Below are 18,569 nucleotides of genomic sequence, written 5' to 3'. Positions count from 1 at the left end.
TTTTATTTAACGATCAGGTTACACAATTTAAAAAGCATGCGGGCGCCTACATTGGCATCCCAGTCGTCATGCCCTGCACTCACTTCATTCAGATCGAACCCTATCAGTTTGCGGCCGCTTTCCAGCACTTTCCTGAAGAGGTAGAACACCTGTGGCCCTTCCAGCCCTCCGGCTACGGGTGTGCCGGTATGCGGGCACAGCTTGGGATCGAGGCCATCAATGTCAAAGCTGATATATACCTGTTCGGGCAATTGCGCTACGATATTGTCACAAATATTCTTCCAGCTTTCTCCTTCAAACAGCCTTTCTTTCATTTCCTGGTCAAAGAAGGTATACACTTTGCCTTCGCTCTTGCGGATATATTCCAGTTCTTCCTCGCAATAATCGCGGATACCCACCTGTACCAGTTTTTTGAGCTGGGGTACTTCCTGCAGCGCGTTGTACATGATGGAAGCATGTGAGTATTTGAATCCTTCGTAACTGTCGCGCAGATCGCAATGGGCATCTATCTGCAAAATACCAAAATCACCTTTATGCTCTCCAATGGCTTTGTAATATCCCAGGGGTGTACTGTGGTCCCCGCCGATCAGCCCTACCAGTTTGCCTTTTTGCAGCAGTTCCCGGGTTTGGGCATATACCCAGTCGTTCATCTTTTGCGTACCACGGTTCACATCTTCGAGGGACCTGCGGAGAAAGTCGTTTTCCTTCACATCCCCGCCTTCAGCGAGGAATTTGAGGTACAATTCTGCTTCTTTGCGGAGGTAATCGCTGCGGAGCAACAGCTGCCGGTCGCTTTCCCGCATAAAGAAGCCCTGTTTCCAGCCATCTTTTACATCCGCATCGTAGAGGTCCACCTGGTGGGAGGCCTTGAAAATACGTTCCGGCCCGCGGGCTGTTCCATTGTTGTAGGACACTGTCACTTCCCAGGGCACCGGCAACAGCACCAGCCGTGCTTCATCTTCGCTGAAGGGCAGCCCGAATATGTTGTTAGACAGCAGCCCCGGGGCGTTGGGATCAAAATTCGATAGATCAGCCATGATAAATCAGTACTTTGCTTATTTCGCCGCAAAGGTAAAGGTAAAAATTGGTTCCGGGGGGAGGAAACCTGACGAATATCAGCCATAGGCATTCAGGTTTTTGGCTATCTTTGTTTATTAATAATCTGGTAAGGATGAAGAAGACAAGTTTAATTTTACTGATCGTAATAGCGGTGTGCGTTGCCGGCATGGTAATGCTGGTAGGGGATTTCAGTACCTATGAAACCTTCGCTACGGCCAAAAAGAAAGAAGGAAAGGAGATCCACGTGATCGGGGCCCTGGACACTGCCAAGGCAGTGGTTTATGATCCTGCCAAAGATGCCAATTATTTCAGTTTTTATATGAAGGACAAAAGCGGTGAGATCACCAAGGTGGTCTTCAACGGCACCCGTCCTACCGACTTCGAAAAATCCACAGAACTGGTACTCACCGGCAAGATGATGGGTAATGAGTTCCATTGCAGTAAGATCTTAATGAAATGTCCTTCCAAATACAAGGAGGAACAAACTGCCTATAGCGCTTCTAAAGAAATTTAAGGAAAACAACTGTATATCGTCGTTACCATTTTCCCACCTTTTTTATAACATCTTACGGTAGTATCTTGGAAAATATAAAATATATAGGGGAGCATCTGCTACCCGGCCAGTTAGGCCATTTCTTCAGCATAGTGGCGTTTGTAGCGTCTTTCGTTGCTTTGGTGTCGTTCTTCAACAGTACAAGGGCTACGGATGAATTAAAAAAGACCTCCTGGCTCAAACTCGGCCGCTGGGCCTTTTTTGTGCAAACGGCTTCCATCATTGCTGTATTCAGCATCCTTTACTACATCATTGCCAATCACCTTTTTGAATACAAATATGCCTGGCAGCACTCTTCCCGCGACCTGGAGGTGAAATACCTGTTTAGCTGCTTCTGGGAAGGGCAGGAGGGCAGCTTCCTGCTTTGGAGCGTATGGCAAAGCCTCCTGGGCTGTGTGCTGATCTTCACCAGCAAGAAGTGGGAAGCCCCGGTTATGACCGTGATGGCCCTTTCCCAATTGCTGATGGGCAGTATGATCCTGGGGATCTATGTTCCCGGTATTGAATACCGTTTAGGCAGCAATCCTTTCATTCTCATGCGCCAGGATGCGCCGGATTCCCCCGTTTTCCAGAACCCTAACTACCTGCAGTTTAAGCAGTTTGTAGAAGGTAACGGGTTGAATGAACTGCTGAAGAACTACTGGATGGTGATCCACCCGCCGGTATTGTTCCTGGGTTTTGCTTCCGTGATCATTCCTTTTGCATACGGTGTAGCCGGCCTATGGACCCGCCAGTTCGGAGAATGGATCAAACCGGCTTTACCCTGGACCCTGTTTTCCGCTATGATGCTGGGCACGGGTATCATGATGGGAGCCGCCTGGGCTTACGAATCCCTCACGTTTGGTGGTTACTGGGCTTGGGACCCCGTAGAGAATGCCTCCCTGGTACCCTGGCTGACCATGATCGCAGGCATTCATACCATGCTGGCGTTCCGCAGTTCCGGTCATGCCCTGCGTTCCTCTTTCTTTTTCGTGATCATTTCTTATACCCTCATTTTATATTCTTCTTTCCTCACCAAAAGCGGCGTACTGGGGCAAACTTCCGTACACTCCTTTACAGACCTGGGGCTGACAGCACAGCTGCTGGTATCCATGGCTGTATTCGCTATTCCTTCCCTTTTCCTGCTGATCTGGCGGAATAAGGAGATCCCGTCTGTGAAAAAGGAAGAAAGTACCTATTCCCGTGAGTTCTGGTTATTTGTAGGTGCCCTCATCCTGATGGTGGCAGCTATACAGATCACCTTTACCACCTCCATCCCTGTATGGAACAAGGTGCTGGACGGATTAGGACTGAAGAAGCTCTTCAACCTGGAAGACTTTGCGCCGCCTACCGATGTGGTGTTCCACTATAACCAGATCCAGATCTGGCTGGCTACGGTGATCGGTCTCCTGACTGCTATCATTCAATTCCTGAAATATAAGGATACGCCGAAGAACACCGTGATGAAGAAACTGGCCTGGCCTACGCTGGTAGCAGTGTTAGCCACAGTAATGATCGGCTGGTTCGGCAAGATCGATTATGTGAATTACGGGGCAGGTTTCCTGGTGGCCATCTACCTGATGCTGTTTGCCAGTGTCTATGCTATTGTGGCCAACCTCTTCTATATCTTCGGCGTACTGAAAGGAAAAGCCAAAGCAGCAGGCGCTTCCGTAGCGCATATTGGTTTTGGCCTGGCACTGCTGGGGATCCTCATTTCTTCTTCCAAAAAACAGGTGCTGTCTATAGACAGCATGGGTATGCTCGCCGGTTATTTCACAAAGGAAAGCGGCCAGGATTCCAAAGAGAACATCATGCTGCCCAAAGGTTTACCCGTACAAATGGGTCCTTATTTCGTGACTTACAAGGGAGATTCCATTGGCACGGCAGATAAAGCCAAAACCTTCTTCATCATCGACTATGAAAAGAAGGATAAACTGGAAGATGTAGCCAAAGAACGTTTTACGCTCTACCCGGATGCCTATCTTTCCGTTAGGGGCCAGGATGGTATCACACCTAACCCGGATTCCAAACATTACCTCACCAGGGACATCTTTACCTATATCACCGCCGTACCCCGCAAAGATGTGGTAACGGATACCCTGCCATATACGCCGCATACCATTGCCCAGGGCGATACCATCTTCTTCTCCAAAGGCTTTATGGTACTCACTGCCCTTAAAACGGGGCCGGTGCAAAAGAACTACCATGCAGAACCGGGAGATATAGCCGTTGGGGCACAGCTGGATGTACATACCCGCAGCAACGGGGATTTCACCATGCAGCCCGTGTATTTTATCCGGGACAGCAGTTTCCAGAGTAATATTCCGGACACGATTGCTCCCTTATCCCTCGCTGTGCGGTTCACCAAAATATTACCGAATGAAAACAAGGTGGAACTGGAGTTGAAGGAAAGCCGTGATCCCATGGATTACGTAGTGATGAAAGCCCTTATCTTCCCGTATATCAATGTATTATGGATTGGTATATTGGTGATGATCGTTGGATTTTTAATGAGTATCCGGCAACGGCTTAGGAAATAAGTAACACAGGGCGGTCTGCAAAGGCCGCCCTTTTTTATTATCTTGGGGCCAACAAACGCTCAGTACCTATGCGCCGCACTATCCGGATCGTTCTGATCACGATCGCCCTATTGGTGATCGTGTACTTCCTGGGCCCTAAACCCGCTCCTCCGGTGATCGCCGGGGGCCGTTTACCAGCCGTCCCTGCTACCCCCGTAGCGCTTGAACAATACGTTGCCAAAAAAGAAGCCCAATTCCGCCTTAAACCGGATAATGAGGCCAGGATCCTCTGGCAGGATTCCCTGCACCGTAAAACGCCTTACAGCGTGATCTACCTGCATGGTTTTTCCGCCAGTGAAAAGGAGGGAGATCCCGTACATGTGAACTTTGCCCGCCGTTTCGGATACAATCTTTACTTATCAAGGCTCGATGAACACGGCATGGATACCCCGGATGCCCTGGTGGGCATGACCGGAGAAGGCTTATGGCGGGATGCCAAAGAGGCCCTGGCCATTGGTAAAATGCTGGGAGACAAGGTGATTGTGATCGGTACTTCCACCGGTGGCACGCTGGCCCTGCTGCTGGCTTCGGAATACCCGGAGGATGTAACAGCCGTGATCAATATGTCCCCCAACATCGCTATCAACGAGTTCATGGTATGGATGCTGGATAAACCCTGGGGCCTGGAGATTGCCCGCCTGGTGAAAGGAGGGGATTACGTGGAAAATAAACCGGATAATGCAGACCGTGCAAAATATTGGTACTCAAAATACCGTTTGGAAGCTGTGGTGCAGTTACAGAACCTGGTGGACAATACCATGAAACCGGAAGTATTTGCCCGCATCCATCAGCCCGTGCTGGACCTTTACTACTATAAGAACGAAAAGGAGCAGGACCCTACAGTGAAAGTGAGCGCCATCCTTGAAATGCACAAAGAACTGGGAACGCCGGACAGCCTGAAGCGCGCAGTGGCCATTCCCAATGCCGGGGCCCATGTAATCGGCTCCAGTATTGTATCCAAAGATGTGCCTGCCGTGGAAAGCGCTATCACGCAGTGGTGGCTGCAGATACTGAGGAATCATAACTAATTCGTAACTTGACATCGATATTTAAACCGTCATTCGTTTTGCATCGTATTCTGATCATCGCTGGTATGTGCCTCCTTTGCCTGGCAGGCAGCGCCTCCGCTCAGCAGCGGACGGCAACGGACACCGTGGCGGTACGTGCAATCGTAGTCGGAAATGATACCATCCCCTCTATTACCCTCCAGATCGTTGAAGTGGTGGACCGGCTCCCCAAACGCCTCCGCAAAGAAAGGGAACGCTGGACGCGCCTCCGTAACGCCGTGTATGTTACGTACCCTTATGCCATCACCGCCGGCAGGGTATTGAAAGATGTAAACCAGGAACTGAACAGGTTCACCAGCAAAAAACAACGTAAAGCCTTCCTCGCCTCCAAAGAACAAATGCTGAAAAAAGAGTTCGGCGATAAACTGGAAAACCTCTCCGTATACCAGGGCAAAGTATTGATGAAACTCATCCACCGCGAAACCGGGGAGAACTGTTATGAGATCGTGAAAGAATTGAAAGGTGGTTTTAATGCAAGGATGTATCAGACCGTAGCCTTCTTCTTTGGCGGAAACCTGAAGAGTGAATTCAATGCGCAGGACGACAAAGACATTGAAATGATCGTACAGGAGATCCAGTTGTACAACCGCTTCAACTAACAGCTACACAAAGATATTTGCAGGTTTTCCTTCCTGAAAAAAATACGCTTCATACCCGTATTTTTCGTATCATTATAAAGCAGAACCCATCTATACTGGCATCTAAAGTTTTCTCTCCAACTATTGCTCAGTGAAATTATTGTAAATGAACGAACATCAAAGGGTTAACCATGTCTGGCAATTGAGAACACGCTTGCACGATGTGCATACAGGCTTCTTTTTGTTATGCCTTTTAATTGTAGCCTGCAAACAACCGCCCAGTCAGAGCCAGGCGCGTCCTTTCCTTGCAGACAGCATTATGGGCACGGCGGACAGCATCGTGAGCGGCATGCAGGTAAATTATGCGATCCATTACATAGATAGTGCTTATGGTGAATTCCCGGATGCAGGCCCGGTGGACCTATGGAAGAATTACAACTTCAAGCTTAACTTTTATATTTATTACCAGTTTGATACCCTGAAAGCACGCCTTTATTCAGACAGTATGTTACTGATGGTGAAAGGCAAAGAGGACCTGTACAAAGTAGAATACGCCAATACATTATTTGCATTTGGTAAGCTGCTGGTAGCAGAAAGAAAATATGAAGAAGCATTTTATTACTATTACAATGGCCAGGTATTCGCGCGTAAGAACCTGGATAGCTGTGCGCTCGCACCGTTTAATTCCCAGCTTGGCATGGTACGCTACAAACAGGGCAAATACCTGGCAGCGATCCCTTATCTCAGGGATGCGCTGGATGAGCTAAGCCATTGCCCTGCGAATGCCAGTTATTTTGACCGTTTTATCCAACCCCAGTCTATCCTGAACACCATTGCCCTCTGTTACCAGAAAGCAGATCAGCTGGACAGTTCCATTTTTTATTACCGGCAGGCTTTAGGCTTTATCAATGAGTATGATCGCCTGTATAAAGAAGATACTGCGTTCGCCAACACTGCAAGAGGAGTGGTGATGGGCAACCTGGGCGGGTTGTACGCCCGGCAGAATAAATACAATGAAGCTGTCCGCTATCTGAGTGAAAGTATCCAGATCAATAACCGCGCGGGTCATGCCATATCTGATGCGCAAACTGCAATAGCCAAACTCACGGACCTGTATATACGGTTCGGGCAGTTTCCCATGGCAGCGGAGTTGTTGGATCAGCAGGAAAATTATCTCCTGAATTTTGAAGGCAAGAATCCGGATTATGATGATATCCGTTTAAAATGGTACCGCCTTAAATGGATGTATTACGACAGTATGCACGCTATTCCGCAGGCCTATGATCATGCAAAACTATATTATGGTCTGAAGGATTCCATCGCTTTGGTCAACCTGGGTTTATCCAATGTGGACATGGATGAGAGTTTCAGGAATGCGGCGGAACAGTTGAAGCTGGAACTGCTGAAAAAAGAAGATCAGTTAAAGACAATTTCTCTACTTGCACTGATCATAGGACTTTTAATGGCCGTGAGTATCCTGTTCATACTATGGCGCCACTTAAGCCGTATCCGTGAAAATAACAAAGAGATCCATATGCAGAATGAACATCTGCAAATGGCATTAAACGCTTTGGAACAAAGCCAGGCTGATAATACGAAAATGATGAAAGTGGTAGCGCATGATCTGCGCTCCCCGGTTGGCGCCATCACCTCCATTGCGGCCATGTTGCTGGAATTCAGCAAGCTCAATGAAGAAGACAGGATGATGGTGGAACTGATCAAAACTTCCGGGCAGAACTCGCTGGACATGGTGGCGGACCTGCTTCAGATCAACTCACATGTGGAAAAGATCGAGAAAGAACCGGTGGACCTGCAACAGCTGCTGCATTATTGTGTGGACCTGTTACAGCATAAAGCAGCGGTTAAAAAGCAGCGTTTACATTTGCAGGCGGCGCCGGTTATCCTGTCGCTGAGCAGGGAAAAAATGTGGCGGGTGATCAGCAACCTCATTGCCAATGCTATTAAGTTCAGTCCTGTAGGAAAGGATATTACCATCCGGCTGGAAATGGAGCCGGATGAAGCGGTGATAACTGTGGAAGATGATGGCATAGGTATACCGGATAACCTGAAGGATAAGATCTTCGATATGTTCTCCGAAGCAAAAAGAAAAGGTACAGCCGGAGAGCAGCCTTTTGGCCTGGGTCTTGCGATATCAAAACAGATCGTAGAGGCGCATGGGGGAAATATCTGGTTTGAAAGCAGGGAAGAGGGCGGTACTGCTTTTTATGTAAAATTGCCGGCTTAAGGTCCATCTCTTTAATGATATGACATTATTGTTAACGGCTGCCTTCCGGCGGCCGTTTGTTACAACCATTTTAACTTCCGCCAGGCAAAGCACGCCCGGTACTCAAAAAAGACAAGTATATTTGTATCTATGACACACAGCAGTCATATTATCTCCTCTTACCCGCAGCTAAAAACTCACCTTAGCTGCAAAAATACCCCGCTTAGCTAAGAAAACCTCAAGCCCACATCGTCTCCACACCTGGTACACATCCTCTCCACATCAAGTCCACCATTCTCCCGGTATTCTCTTGGCAATCCCTTATAGATCCTATATTGTTTCCCTATAGCATAAGCGAAACATAGTAACAATAGCCTTCTTGCCCTGATATCTCCCCTCAATACCCATTATTACACGCAATTTGGAACATCCCATCATAAACCCGAACTTTGCCCTCCAAAATAAGGACCATGAAACTGGATATACTCGCTATTGCGGCCCACCCTGATGATGTTGAACTGTCCTGCGCCGGTACCCTGATGGTACATGCGCTGCAGGGGATGAAAGTAGGGATCGTAGATCTTACACAGGGAGAACTGGGCACCAGGGGCACCCCGGAAGGCCGTTTAATAGAAGCACAGGATGCCTGTAAATTAATGGGCCTTGACGTGCGGGAGAACCTGGGCCTCGCAGACGGGTTTTTCCAGAATTCAAAAGAAGACCAGTTAAAAGTGATCCGTGCTATCCGCAAATTTAAACCGGATATTGTACTGGCCAATGCCATGGACGACCGTCATCCTGATCATGGCCGTGCCGGCCGTCTCATTGCAGACAGTTGTTTCCTCGCAGGCTTGCGCAAGATCGAAACCGAAGAGAACGGCGTACCCCAGGAAGCATGGCGCCCTAAACAGGTGTTCCATTTCCTGCAGGACCGTTACCATCAGCCGGATTTTGTAATAGACATCACCCCGGTGATCGATAAAAAGATAGAAGCCATCAAATGCTTTAAAACGCAATTCCTGGCTGCTAAGGACCATGAGCCGCAAACGTACATCTCCTCCCCGGAATTCTTTGAAAGCGTGTTGTACAGGGCTAAAATGCTGGGTAAAATGGTAGGTGTGCCTTATGCAGAGGGTTATACTTCTGCAAAGATGCTGGGGGTTAGGAGTATGAAGGACTTTATTAATGAGAATACCTGATATTATGCTAAGGCCGTCAATACATTGATGGCCTTTTTTATTAAAATCATGATATATGGACCCGAATATTGTAGAAAAGTGGCTTAAAGGCTGGTCTTTATCACGCGATCTGCCATTACCTGCCAGGTATGGCAGCGGATTCAGGGTGGAGGTAGGGTGGCCTCAGCAAAAAGCCCGTTATGTTTTCCCAAATTTTACCCATGAAATTACGGATCTGGCGAATGCAATTACCGAGCCCTGGACCTTTCTTAAGGTATGTGGCTCCCCGGATGCCTTTAAAGATCTTTTACCCTCCCGCTGGGTGATGCAGCCTCCTGCTTTTATGATGACCTGCTTTAAGCCTATGTTATCAAAGAATATTAGTTTGGCGAATGAATACACATTGGATGTGAAAGAAGAGATGCCGGTTTCTATAGCAAAAATACTCACCGGCAACGGGAACACGGCTGCTATCGGACGCCTGGTCTTTGTTGATGACCTTGTTATCTATGACCGCATAGAAACAGATGCGCTGCACCGCCGCAAGGGACTGGCAACAATTGTTTTAAAGACACTGGAAAACATTGCCCTTTCAAAAGGCAGAACAAATGGCGTACTGGTGGCAACGGAAGCAGGCAAAGCATTATATGAAACGCTTGGCTGGGCATTATCTTCTTTATATACTTCGGTGGTTATCCCCCAAGACCTATCTCCCCTTCAATCCCCACTTCCTCCAGGAACATCCGGTCATGCGAAATAACGATGAGCGTACCTGCATAATCCGCCATAGTACGGGTGAGTATTTTAATATTCCGCAGATCAAGATTATTGGTAGGTTCATCCAGCACGATCATATCCGGCGCATTATCCTTCACCATCATACAGCAAAGGGAAAGCCGCATCATTTCACCACCGCTCAGCACCGCACAGGATTTATCCCAGCTCTCCGGATCAAAGAGGAAACGGTTCAGCCGCAGCTTTAACTCATGGTCCTGCAACTTCTGCTCATTAAAAGAAGCGATCTGCCCGATCACTGTTTGCTTTCTGTCTATCAATGAATATTCCTGGTCCAGCAGCAGTGAACTGAAAGGGGCACGGTATAGCTCACCGGTGGCAGGTTCCAGTGTTCCCATCATCAGTTGCACGAGTGTGGATTTACCACTGCCATTGGCACCGGTAATGGATATACGGTCTCCGCTGCGGATCTCGAAATCCAGGTGCTCAGGCCATAAAGCCTGTGCCCTATAAGCATGATTCAACCCCGTAGCTTTCACCAGTATTTTACCTGTATGAAGCCGTGCATCCTGGAAATTAGTCTGCATTTCCCCATGCCAGGGTTCCTGCTCCCGCAGCTGGTCCAGTTCTGTACGCAGGCGGGCTACTTTTTCTTCATGCACATCCTTTAACCGTGTAGTGGCACCTTCTGCCCAATTGCGATTAACGTTCTGCATGATCTTTGCCATACCGCCGTTCTTCCTTTTTCGCGCGCCCTGCGCATCTTCTTTCTGTTTGCGTTCCATCGCTTCCCGCTGTTTCCTTCCTGCATCACGGAGGCTGCGTTCTGTATGGTCCAGCTTTTGCAGGATGGCAGCTTCTTCTTCCGCCTTTCTTTCTTCATAAAAAGCATAATCGCCACCGTATACCTGTATGCCGGTAGCAGAGAGTTCCCAGATGGGATTACAGCGCGCCAGCAGGCTTCTGTCGTGGCTCACGATCAGTACACCGGCATCTGTGGTTTGCAACCAGTCGTACAACTGCTGCCTGCCCTGTGTATCCAGGTGATTGGTAGGTTCATCCAGCAGTACCAGTTCAGGTTGATGGATCGTAATACCGGCGAGGAAGAGTTTTGTTTTCTCTCCGCCACTCAGTTGCGTGAATGAAGTTTCCAGGCTAACATGCGGGAGCCCCCATTGATCCAGCGCCTGCCGGCAGCGCTCTTCCAGCGTCCAGTCGTCTGCCAGCGCTTCAAAGTGTGCGATCTCTGAACTGCCTTGCAGGATGGCCTGTAAGGCTTGCCAGCGCTCACTGATATTTAATACATCAGCAATGGAAAGATGATCATACTGGCCAAAATGCTGCGGTATATAATATGGCTTTACAGAAGGAATAAGCAGACCTTCCTGCGCAGGAATACGCTCCGCAATGATCTGCAGCAGGGTGGATTTGCCTATGCCGTTATCGCCAACAAGACCAATTCTTTCACCTTTATATATGGAAAAGTGTACGTCACGGAATAATACTTTCCCTGATGGCAGGGAATACCTCATATGTTGAGCATTTAATAACATCATGGGTTGATGTATTTAAAAAAGTACAATAGAAAATTGTTTAGAATTCAGCAGGAGACGCTGAGGATTGCCGGAACGGCAGCCGATATGAGAGATATTATAACTTCATGATGGCCACAAAGTTAAAGGATTATTTTATATAATTCAAAATTTCTAAAAATAAAGCGAGATTTGAAAAGGCAAAGTAAACTCGCCATATGAACATACAGGAACAGATCGAAAAGTATATTTCCAGCCAGCCTGAACTAAAGCGTAGCGATATGCAGGCGTTGCACGATCTCACCCTTCAGATTTTACCAGGTTGTAAATTATGGTTCGACAATGGTCAAAACAGTGAAAATAAAACGGTGAGCAACCCTACTATTGGCTATGGATTTCATACTATTAAATATGCTGATGGAAAGACCAGGGATTTTTTTCAAATTGGTTTGAGTGCAAACAAAACCGGGATCTCTGTTTATATCCTTGGTATCAGGGATAAAACTTACTTAGTCCAAACATTTGGAAAAGAAATAGGTAAGGCAAGCGTGACCGGATATTGCATTAAGTTCAAAACGCTGAAAGATATAAACATGGATGTACTTGAAGCTGCAATACGGTACGGGGTTGAGGTTACGGGTGAAAATTAATTTTCAAACTGGAACACTACTCTTCAGGGCGCTACGATGTCCTCTTCACTGACGAGTTCTAATGTATGCAGTAAAAGCTCTTTTCCTTTTTTCGAAAACCCGTTTTTCTTACCTGTTTCAGGTATAAGTGGATTGGCGATAAGCCGGTTACAGAATAAACTGATGTCCACATAACCAATTACCACATTTGCTTTATCTAACATCATCAGCGAATAGTTAGTTTCAAAACATGCAGCCGGCTCTCCGCCATAGGTTGCTTCAGATCGCAGTAATTTGATGATCTGTTTTACTTTTTCCTTTTCAAAGGTTTTTACATAACGGGAGCAGGGGGTTACTTTGTCATTATCGATAAGAGATACAGGAGTGGCCCGGTCACAACCTTTGTTGATATCATAAGCGTAGAGTTTGATCGCGCTTACATTGGATACCGTTAAGTTTTCAGCTGGTTTGAAAACTATTGTCTCCTGCCCGGATGCCGGCAAAGAGAAGAATAGGGCTAATACTAGCTTGTTCATGCATATGAAAATAAGCAATTAAGGCTATTTTTTCCTTACTTTTAAGCATAATCAAAACCAACATGAAAAAGATCACGCTCCTGCTCAGCTGCCTGCTGATATTTGCTGCAGGCTTTGCTCAAACCACCAGTCAGCCCAAACTCTACGATCCGGCTGCGAATGCAAAAGAGGATATCGCCACTGCGGTAAAGAAGGCAGCAGCCTCCGGCAAACACGTTTTCCTCCAGATGGGTGGAAACTGGTGTGGCTGGTGCATTGCTTTCGATAAACTGGTTAAATCCAATGATACCCTGAAAAACTACCTGGCGGATAACTACGAAGTAGTACATGTGAATTACAGCCAGGAGAACAAGAACGAAGCGGTGTTTGCCTCCCTGGGTCACCCGGAGCGTTTCGGCTTCCCGGTGTTTGTGATCCTGGACGGGAAAGGCCAGCGCATCCATACACAGAACTCAGAGTACCTGGAAGAAGGGAAGGGGCATAGCAGTAAAAAGGTACTGCAGTTCTTTAAACATTGGTCGCCCTCAGCGTTGAAACCTGTTGCGCAGAAATAAACAAAACGGGGCGACTCAAAAGTAATTTGATGAGCTTGAGAATTGCATACACGAAAATTCTCTCCATCAGGTACCCGAATAAAAATCAGGTAAAATTACTTTTGAGTCGGCCCCGTTTTGTATTAAAGCATTGACCCGGGCAATGGAATTTCCTCCCATAGCCATAGAAGAATGGCTGATCATATTTCTTCAGCAAAAAATACACACACACTACCTTTCTTCTCACTTTATTATTTATACTGTTGATCTTAAAATTTATTCGATTTAAAAGATAATTTAAGAAGGTCTTAATTATTTTTTTTTGCGTGAAAAATTATCTTGTTGTATAACCACCATTCGCAAAAATGGTTTGTCCTGTTATCCACCAACCATCTGTTACTAAAAACTCTACAAGCGGTGCAATGTCCCTGATGTCGGTCAACCCACCTAAATCTGATGCTTGTTTGTGATACGCTACTGCATCGTTACTTTCTTGTCCATAGAAGAAAGGAGTATCCATCGGTCCGGGAGCAACTGCTGTTACGGAAATTCCACGTGAACCAAATTCTTTTGAAGCTGCTCTTGTAAAATGTTCGACTGGAGCTTTTGCTCCGGCATAAGTTGAATAATATCCCGTAAACGCAGCAAGTAACGAAGTGACAATGGTGTTGATTTTTCCGTTATCGTTCAGTTTTTTACCTGCTTCCTGAATAAAGAAATATGCTACTTTGGAATTGATGTCGCTCATACTGTCGTATTCTTCTTCGGTTGTATCAACAAAAGGTTTTTTTAACACTTTGCCTACAGTATTGATAGCAATATCAATTCCTCCGAATTTTGCAATTGTTTCATTAAACAACCTGGCGATGTTTTCAACTTTAGTCAAATCTGCCTGGAATAAAAATGCTTCTCCACCAGTATTTGTGATATCCGCTAGTGTTTTTTCAGCATCTGCTTTTGTGCTCTCACTATTGTAATGAATTGCTACTTTCGCCCCTTTAGATGCAAAATTACGGCTTAATAAACCACCCAAATTTTTAGCACCACCTGCAATTAATACTACTTTTCCTTCTAAATCGTTTCTTGCCATTTTGTATGATTTTTAAATGTTTTAAAAATGATACTACAAAGGTGACAAGATTATATATTTATATCATGGTGAACTTTTCGGAACTTTATTATTTATGTGCTTTTCTGAATTTTTCAGGTGTTTGTCCTACAAACTTTTTGAAGAATTTTGAAAAATTTGAGGGGTCATAAGTCAATATTTTTGCAATTTCTGATGCTGATTTATCCGTTTCAGAAAGCATCTTTTTTGCTTCATCTATAATTTTGAGGTCATAAAAATGGCAAGGGTGGTTTCCGGTCTCTTTTTGTACGGTATCGGTTAAATGTTTATGCGAAATAAATAGTTCACTTGCTATTTGGTTTATTTTCATAAAATTGCTCACTTCTCCAGAGACAACCTCAGCAATGTGTTTGTCCAGGAACTGAAAGTAATTTTCGGTAATTTCTTTACTTCTTTTTAATATCAATTGTCCTGCTTTGTCCATTTGTATTATTAAAAAATAATAGCAAAGATGTGTTTTTTTGAAAAACTATTTATGGTGAACTTTTCTGATTTTTCCATTTGGGCTTGTGAGGGCGTTTTCAAATAGGATTATCCCTGTGCCAACCAGGGCTTGGGCGCCCGCATGCTGGAAGCTGTTGCCTCCCTGGACCATCCGGAACGTTTCGGCTTCCCCGTGTTTGTGATCCTGGACGGGAAAGGCCGGCGCATTCACACCCAGAACTCAGAGTACCTGGAAGAAGGGAAGGGGCATAGCAGTAAAAAGGTGCTGCAGTTCTTTAAACATTGGTCGCCTCAGTGTTGAAACCTGTAGCGCAGAAATAAAAAAAAACGGGCTGTCTTAATTCAAGACAGCCCGTTTTGCATTTTCCCTTTGTTGTATTAATGAAATAAAGCACTATCCGCTAAAGGACTCACTTTTCCGCCTGTTTGCTGTAGGTACAGATCAATAGAAGGTGGCCTCCGCAGATCATAGTAAATGATCTTCACAGGATGGTATCCTGCCTTCAAAGCAATCTCTCCGCCCATGGTAATATCCTGGTCATATTCCTCGATCAGCTGCTGATCATGCACATAGAACTTCAACCAGTTCTCCGCATGGCCGCTAAATTTATACACTCCATCTTCTGCCACATATACATATCCCGTAAATTCAACCGCCCATTCTTCCCCGCGATGTATGATCTCTTTAAGATCATAACTTTTTACTACAGCCGGCTGGCTAAAAGAAAGCCGCTCAAAGTCCGCTTTACTCTTCACGGTACCCTCTGCGTAGCGGTACAACAGTCCGGGCGAAAACGCGGCACTGCCAACACCTGCAAAAGGCACCTGCTTCACAAACTTTTTCTCCGCCACACGGCTAACACCTTCTTTACTGAAAGCAACCGCTTTTAAAGTGCTGCTCTGCTTTAAATTAAATGGAGCAGTATACAGCGCAGAACGTTTCCCCGGTTCGGTACCATCTGTGGTATAACGGATCTCCAGCTCCGGTAATGCCGCTTCCAGCGTTACTTTCAATTCATCTGTGAAAACATCGGCGGCAGAAGAGAACATAGGTGCAGGCGGTACTTTACGTGCTAAGGAGGCATCGTGCCAGGGCGCTCCCTTCGTGAGATCAAAAGCATCAAATACATGCCCGTCTTCATCGATCGCCTGGAACTGCAGTACATTTTCTGCAATCCTTACATACCCGAAGTGAAACCCCGTTTTCACTTTATTGGTGAACCAGGAGCGGGTAGGTGCGGAATGTTCCACATCACCGCCACTGCCACCGATATTAATGTACCGTACGCCTTTATCACCTTGAGGTTTCCCGTTTAAGACGGGCCATGTACGTTCATACGTATGAATGTGACCATAGAAAACTATATCTACGCCATACTTTTCATACAATGGCGGCAGGTCCTTCAGGTCAGGATCGCCCAGCGTAGAACGGCCACCCTTCGCAGTTTCTCCAAAATCATCCGTGTCGGATGAAAAAGGCGGATGGTGATGCATGGCAATCTTCCAGGTAGCGGTAGAACGCGCCAGTTCCCTTTCCAGCCATTCATATACTTCCGTGCCTGGCTTCACATCGTGATCTGTATCAAAGAGGAAGAACTGGGTGTTCCCGTATTGGAAAGTATAATAGTACTCAGGATCGGGATTGCTGAGGTACTGGTAATAATAGGGCGCTCCATGTTCATGATTACCCATAATGGTATAGATCGGATAGCTGCGCATGAAGTTATAAGAGGGCGCAAAGAACTCTTCCACCCAATTGCGTTTTACATAACCGTAATCTACCAGGTCTCCGCCATGAATAGCGAAGTTCGGGCGCTCTTTTGCTGCCAGGGTGGTCAGTTTCCCCCAAACAGGCGCATTCTTCTGGGAATCGCTGAACACCGCAAACCCGATAGGTGTATTTTCCTTCACGGCAGTTTTAAAGGGGGAGGCCTCACTGATCAATGTATCACCTCCCCGGAGTACGGTGACCGTACGGTAGAAACAATCGGTTTCCGCCGTTAGTTCTTTTAGTGTTATCTCGTGCATGGCCGTTACATCAGCAGCTGCAGCCTTTAAAGTAAGTACCGGCTGTTCCACACCGTATAATGCAGGGCCGTACTCTACCCAGGATACGCCTGGCTCAGATGTTTCCCAGAGTATCCGTATGCTTTGCTGCGTTGCCAGTTGCACGTATGGTTTTATAACGAAGTAGGGTTTCTCCCTGAACGCACTGCTGCCCAGGAAGAATACCAATAATATCAATATCCTTTGCATAAAATAACTTTTAGTTTGCCTTCAGTAACCACATCAGCCCATTCACATCGTCGTTCCCATACTGGCGCTGTACAGCCTCCGAGAGATGTGTGCTGTTAAAATCCAGTTCCTTTTGCGGGTACATCCAGCGATTGGGAATTTTGTCTGAAGGGATATTCATATTAGAGGCCGGATTCACCGGGAATACAGGATAGCCTGTGCGCCTGTATTCATAAAATGCATGGCCGGGGTCTTGCAGATAAGTGGAAATGTATTTTTGCTGGAAGATCTGTTTGAGTTGTTGTTCAGGCAGCGCAGAGAATGTAACGGCAGGCTGTTTTAAATAGATGTTCTGCACGTAATCATTTGTGATCTGCATATTGTGATGATACCGCACTTCATCCGGTGTGTTATCGGTTACAAACTTCATCGCCGCCGTTATGCCTGCGTTGTAATAAGTGGCCGCATCGCCGGTGATCCAGCCTCTTACTGCTGCTTCTGCCTGCATGAACTTTAGCTCTGCATAGCTCAACAGGTAAATAGGCTCTCCGGTTGCTAATTCCAGGTAGCGGTCGTTAATAGTGGAGTAGTCCCGCGATCCCGCGATCTGTGTAAGACTGGAATATAACATGGAAGGATCAAGACCAATATAGGCGTTCCAGTTATTCACGGCCATACCCTGTTCTATCTTTACCGGGGAAGGATTGGTGTAGTAGAAAAGACGGCGGTCCTGCAAAGATTTTAAGGAGTCTATGATCACACTGCTCAGCATGATGTATACATAGGACTGGTTGCCTTCCTTATAAAAAGGATACTTCTCACCGGACTTGTCGAAGAATTTCAGCTGGAAATTATCTTCATTCCCTTCAAAGAGCGGCAGTCCGTTCATGATCTTCTGGAAACGGGAGATCACTTTCAGATCTGTATCCGCTGTTTTGCGGAAAAGGTTGATCAGTACCTTCAGCTGGAAGGTATTCACCAGTTTCCGCCACTTCAGTGTATTACCGCCGTAAACAGGGTCTCCGCCGAAATTAACGCCTTTGGCAAACAGGCTGTCTGCTTTGTCCAGCTCCTGCAGAATGCCCAGGAACACATCTTTTTGCTGATCATAACCTGGTTTGATAATGCCCTCTGCCTCACCTTTCAGTGCCTGTGAATAAGGAATGTCTCCCACCTGCATGGTGAGTTCAAAGAAGCGCCAGGCCCGGAGAGTATGGCCCAGGGCAGTATAGGAGTTCTTTAGTTCAGGACTGGTAGCGAGCGATATCATTTTTTCGATATTGTTCAATACCACCAAACGGTCGAAGAACTCCGTACGGCCCAGGCGGTTGTATTGTTCCTCGTTTGCGCTGGAAGACCAGCAGGTATATTTGCCCAGCATGTGTGGGCGCATGAAATCAGTACCTGATTTAAAAGTAGTTTTGGTGACGTCCAGCAGCAGGGTAGTGGCCAGCATTTCAGCTGTCACTATAGTTGTTTTGTTCGGATCTGTATTGATCGCGTCAAATTTTGAGCAGCCGCTGAGCAGGATGGCCGCTAATAATATCGTTATATATTGCTTGTACATAATTACCTTGTT

Annotated in this window: 17 protein-coding genes; 10 read left to right on the top strand and 7 right to left on the bottom strand. The window is 46.5% G+C overall.

All coding sequences use genetic code 11. The features are described from left to right. Positions 1-2: 2 nt before the first annotated feature. Positions 3-1,037 (bottom strand): agmatinase family protein, encoded by a 1,035-nt coding sequence (locus BUR42_RS09290; RefSeq protein ID WP_074238961.1) that lies wholly within the window; start codon positions 1,035-1,037, stop codon positions 3-5. 134 nt (positions 1,038-1,171) lie between these two features. Between BUR42_RS09290 and BUR42_RS09285 the strand changes: the two genes are divergently transcribed. From BUR42_RS09285 to BUR42_RS09255, 7 genes are all read left to right on the top strand, one after another. Beyond that, complete coding sequence (locus tag BUR42_RS09285; RefSeq protein WP_074238960.1) at positions 1,172-1,573, top strand: cytochrome c maturation protein CcmE domain-containing protein; 402 nt, start codon at positions 1,172-1,174, stop codon at positions 1,571-1,573. Positions 1,574-1,638: 65 nt separating this feature from the next. Beyond that, positions 1,639-4,131, top strand: coding sequence for a cytochrome c biogenesis protein CcsA (gene ccsA / locus BUR42_RS09280; protein ID WP_234979640.1), 2,493 nt, complete (start codon positions 1,639-1,641; stop codon positions 4,129-4,131). A 68-nt stretch (positions 4,132-4,199) separates the two neighbouring features. Continuing rightward, positions 4,200-5,198: an alpha/beta hydrolase gene (locus BUR42_RS09275; protein WP_074238959.1), complete on the top strand. Its 999-nt coding sequence runs from the start codon at positions 4,200-4,202 to the stop codon at positions 5,196-5,198. 38 nt (positions 5,199-5,236) lie between these two features. Further along, positions 5,237-5,836, top strand: a complete 600-nt coding sequence (locus BUR42_RS09270; RefSeq protein ID WP_234979635.1) for a DUF4294 domain-containing protein — start codon at positions 5,237-5,239, stop codon at positions 5,834-5,836. A gap of 145 nt (positions 5,837-5,981) precedes the next feature. Continuing rightward, positions 5,982-8,060 (top strand): sensor histidine kinase, encoded by a 2,079-nt coding sequence (locus BUR42_RS09265; protein ID WP_074238957.1) that lies wholly within the window; start codon positions 5,982-5,984, stop codon positions 8,058-8,060. Between the two features lie 449 nt (positions 8,061-8,509). Continuing rightward, complete coding sequence (gene bshB1 / locus BUR42_RS09260) at positions 8,510-9,238, top strand: bacillithiol biosynthesis deacetylase BshB1 (RefSeq protein WP_074238956.1); 729 nt, start codon at positions 8,510-8,512, stop codon at positions 9,236-9,238. Positions 9,239-9,293: 55 nt separating this feature from the next. Beyond that, entirely contained in the window at positions 9,294-9,977 is a 684-nt protein-coding gene (locus BUR42_RS09255) for a GNAT family N-acetyltransferase (RefSeq protein ID WP_074238955.1), read from the top strand. Here the strand turns inward: BUR42_RS09255 and BUR42_RS09250 are convergent. Beyond that, positions 9,910-11,484, bottom strand: a complete 1,575-nt coding sequence (locus tag BUR42_RS09250; RefSeq protein ID WP_200798241.1) for an ABC-F family ATP-binding cassette domain-containing protein — start codon at positions 11,482-11,484, stop codon at positions 9,910-9,912. The genes BUR42_RS09255 and BUR42_RS09250 overlap by 68 nt on opposite strands. A 218-nt stretch (positions 11,485-11,702) precedes the next feature. On the opposite strand from BUR42_RS09250, the gene BUR42_RS09245 reads away from it, so the two are divergent. Beyond that, complete coding sequence (locus BUR42_RS09245; RefSeq protein ID WP_074238953.1) at positions 11,703-12,134, top strand: DUF1801 domain-containing protein; 432 nt, start codon at positions 11,703-11,705, stop codon at positions 12,132-12,134. 23 nt (positions 12,135-12,157) lie between these two features. Here BUR42_RS09245 and BUR42_RS09240 read toward each other — a convergent pair whose 3' ends face one another. After that, on the bottom strand, positions 12,158-12,649 hold the full coding sequence (locus BUR42_RS09240; RefSeq protein ID WP_074238952.1) for a hypothetical protein: 492 nt from the start codon (positions 12,647-12,649) through the stop codon (positions 12,158-12,160). Between the two features lie 62 nt (positions 12,650-12,711). Between BUR42_RS09240 and BUR42_RS09235 the strand changes: the two genes are divergently transcribed. Continuing rightward, a complete protein-coding gene (locus BUR42_RS09235; RefSeq protein WP_074238951.1) occupies positions 12,712-13,203 on the top strand; it encodes a thioredoxin family protein in 492 nt (163 codons plus the stop codon). Between the two features lie 313 nt (positions 13,204-13,516). Here BUR42_RS09235 and BUR42_RS09230 read toward each other — a convergent pair whose 3' ends face one another. Beyond that, on the bottom strand, positions 13,517-14,272 hold the full coding sequence (locus tag BUR42_RS09230; RefSeq protein ID WP_074238950.1) for an SDR family oxidoreductase: 756 nt from the start codon (positions 14,270-14,272) through the stop codon (positions 13,517-13,519). An 88-nt stretch (positions 14,273-14,360) separates the two neighbouring features. Further along, entirely contained in the window at positions 14,361-14,735 is a 375-nt protein-coding gene (locus tag BUR42_RS09225; protein WP_074238949.1) for a helix-turn-helix domain-containing protein, read from the bottom strand. A gap of 141 nt (positions 14,736-14,876) precedes the next feature. Between BUR42_RS09225 and BUR42_RS09220 the strand changes: the two genes are divergently transcribed. Then, a complete protein-coding gene (locus tag BUR42_RS09220) occupies positions 14,877-15,056 on the top strand; it encodes a hypothetical protein (RefSeq protein WP_200798240.1) in 180 nt (59 codons plus the stop codon). Between the two features lie 77 nt (positions 15,057-15,133). On the opposite strand, the gene BUR42_RS09215 is transcribed toward BUR42_RS09220, so the two are convergent. Next, entirely contained in the window at positions 15,134-17,011 is a 1,878-nt protein-coding gene (locus BUR42_RS09215; protein WP_074238948.1) for a metallophosphoesterase, read from the bottom strand. Positions 17,012-17,021: 10 nt separating this feature from the next. Next, positions 17,022-18,557 carry a SusD/RagB family nutrient-binding outer membrane lipoprotein gene (locus BUR42_RS09210; RefSeq protein WP_074238947.1) on the bottom strand — a complete coding sequence of 512 codons (1,536 nt, stop codon included), beginning with the start codon at positions 18,555-18,557 and terminating at the stop codon, positions 17,022-17,024. Between the last annotated feature and the right edge of the window lie 12 nt (positions 18,558-18,569).

Source organism: Chitinophaga niabensis (genome assembly GCF_900129465.1).
GTDB classification, from domain to species: domain Bacteria; phylum Bacteroidota; class Bacteroidia; order Chitinophagales; family Chitinophagaceae; genus Chitinophaga; species Chitinophaga niabensis.
Note: the sequence above shows the minus strand (reverse complement) of the source record. Positions and strands in the feature narration are given on the sequence as shown.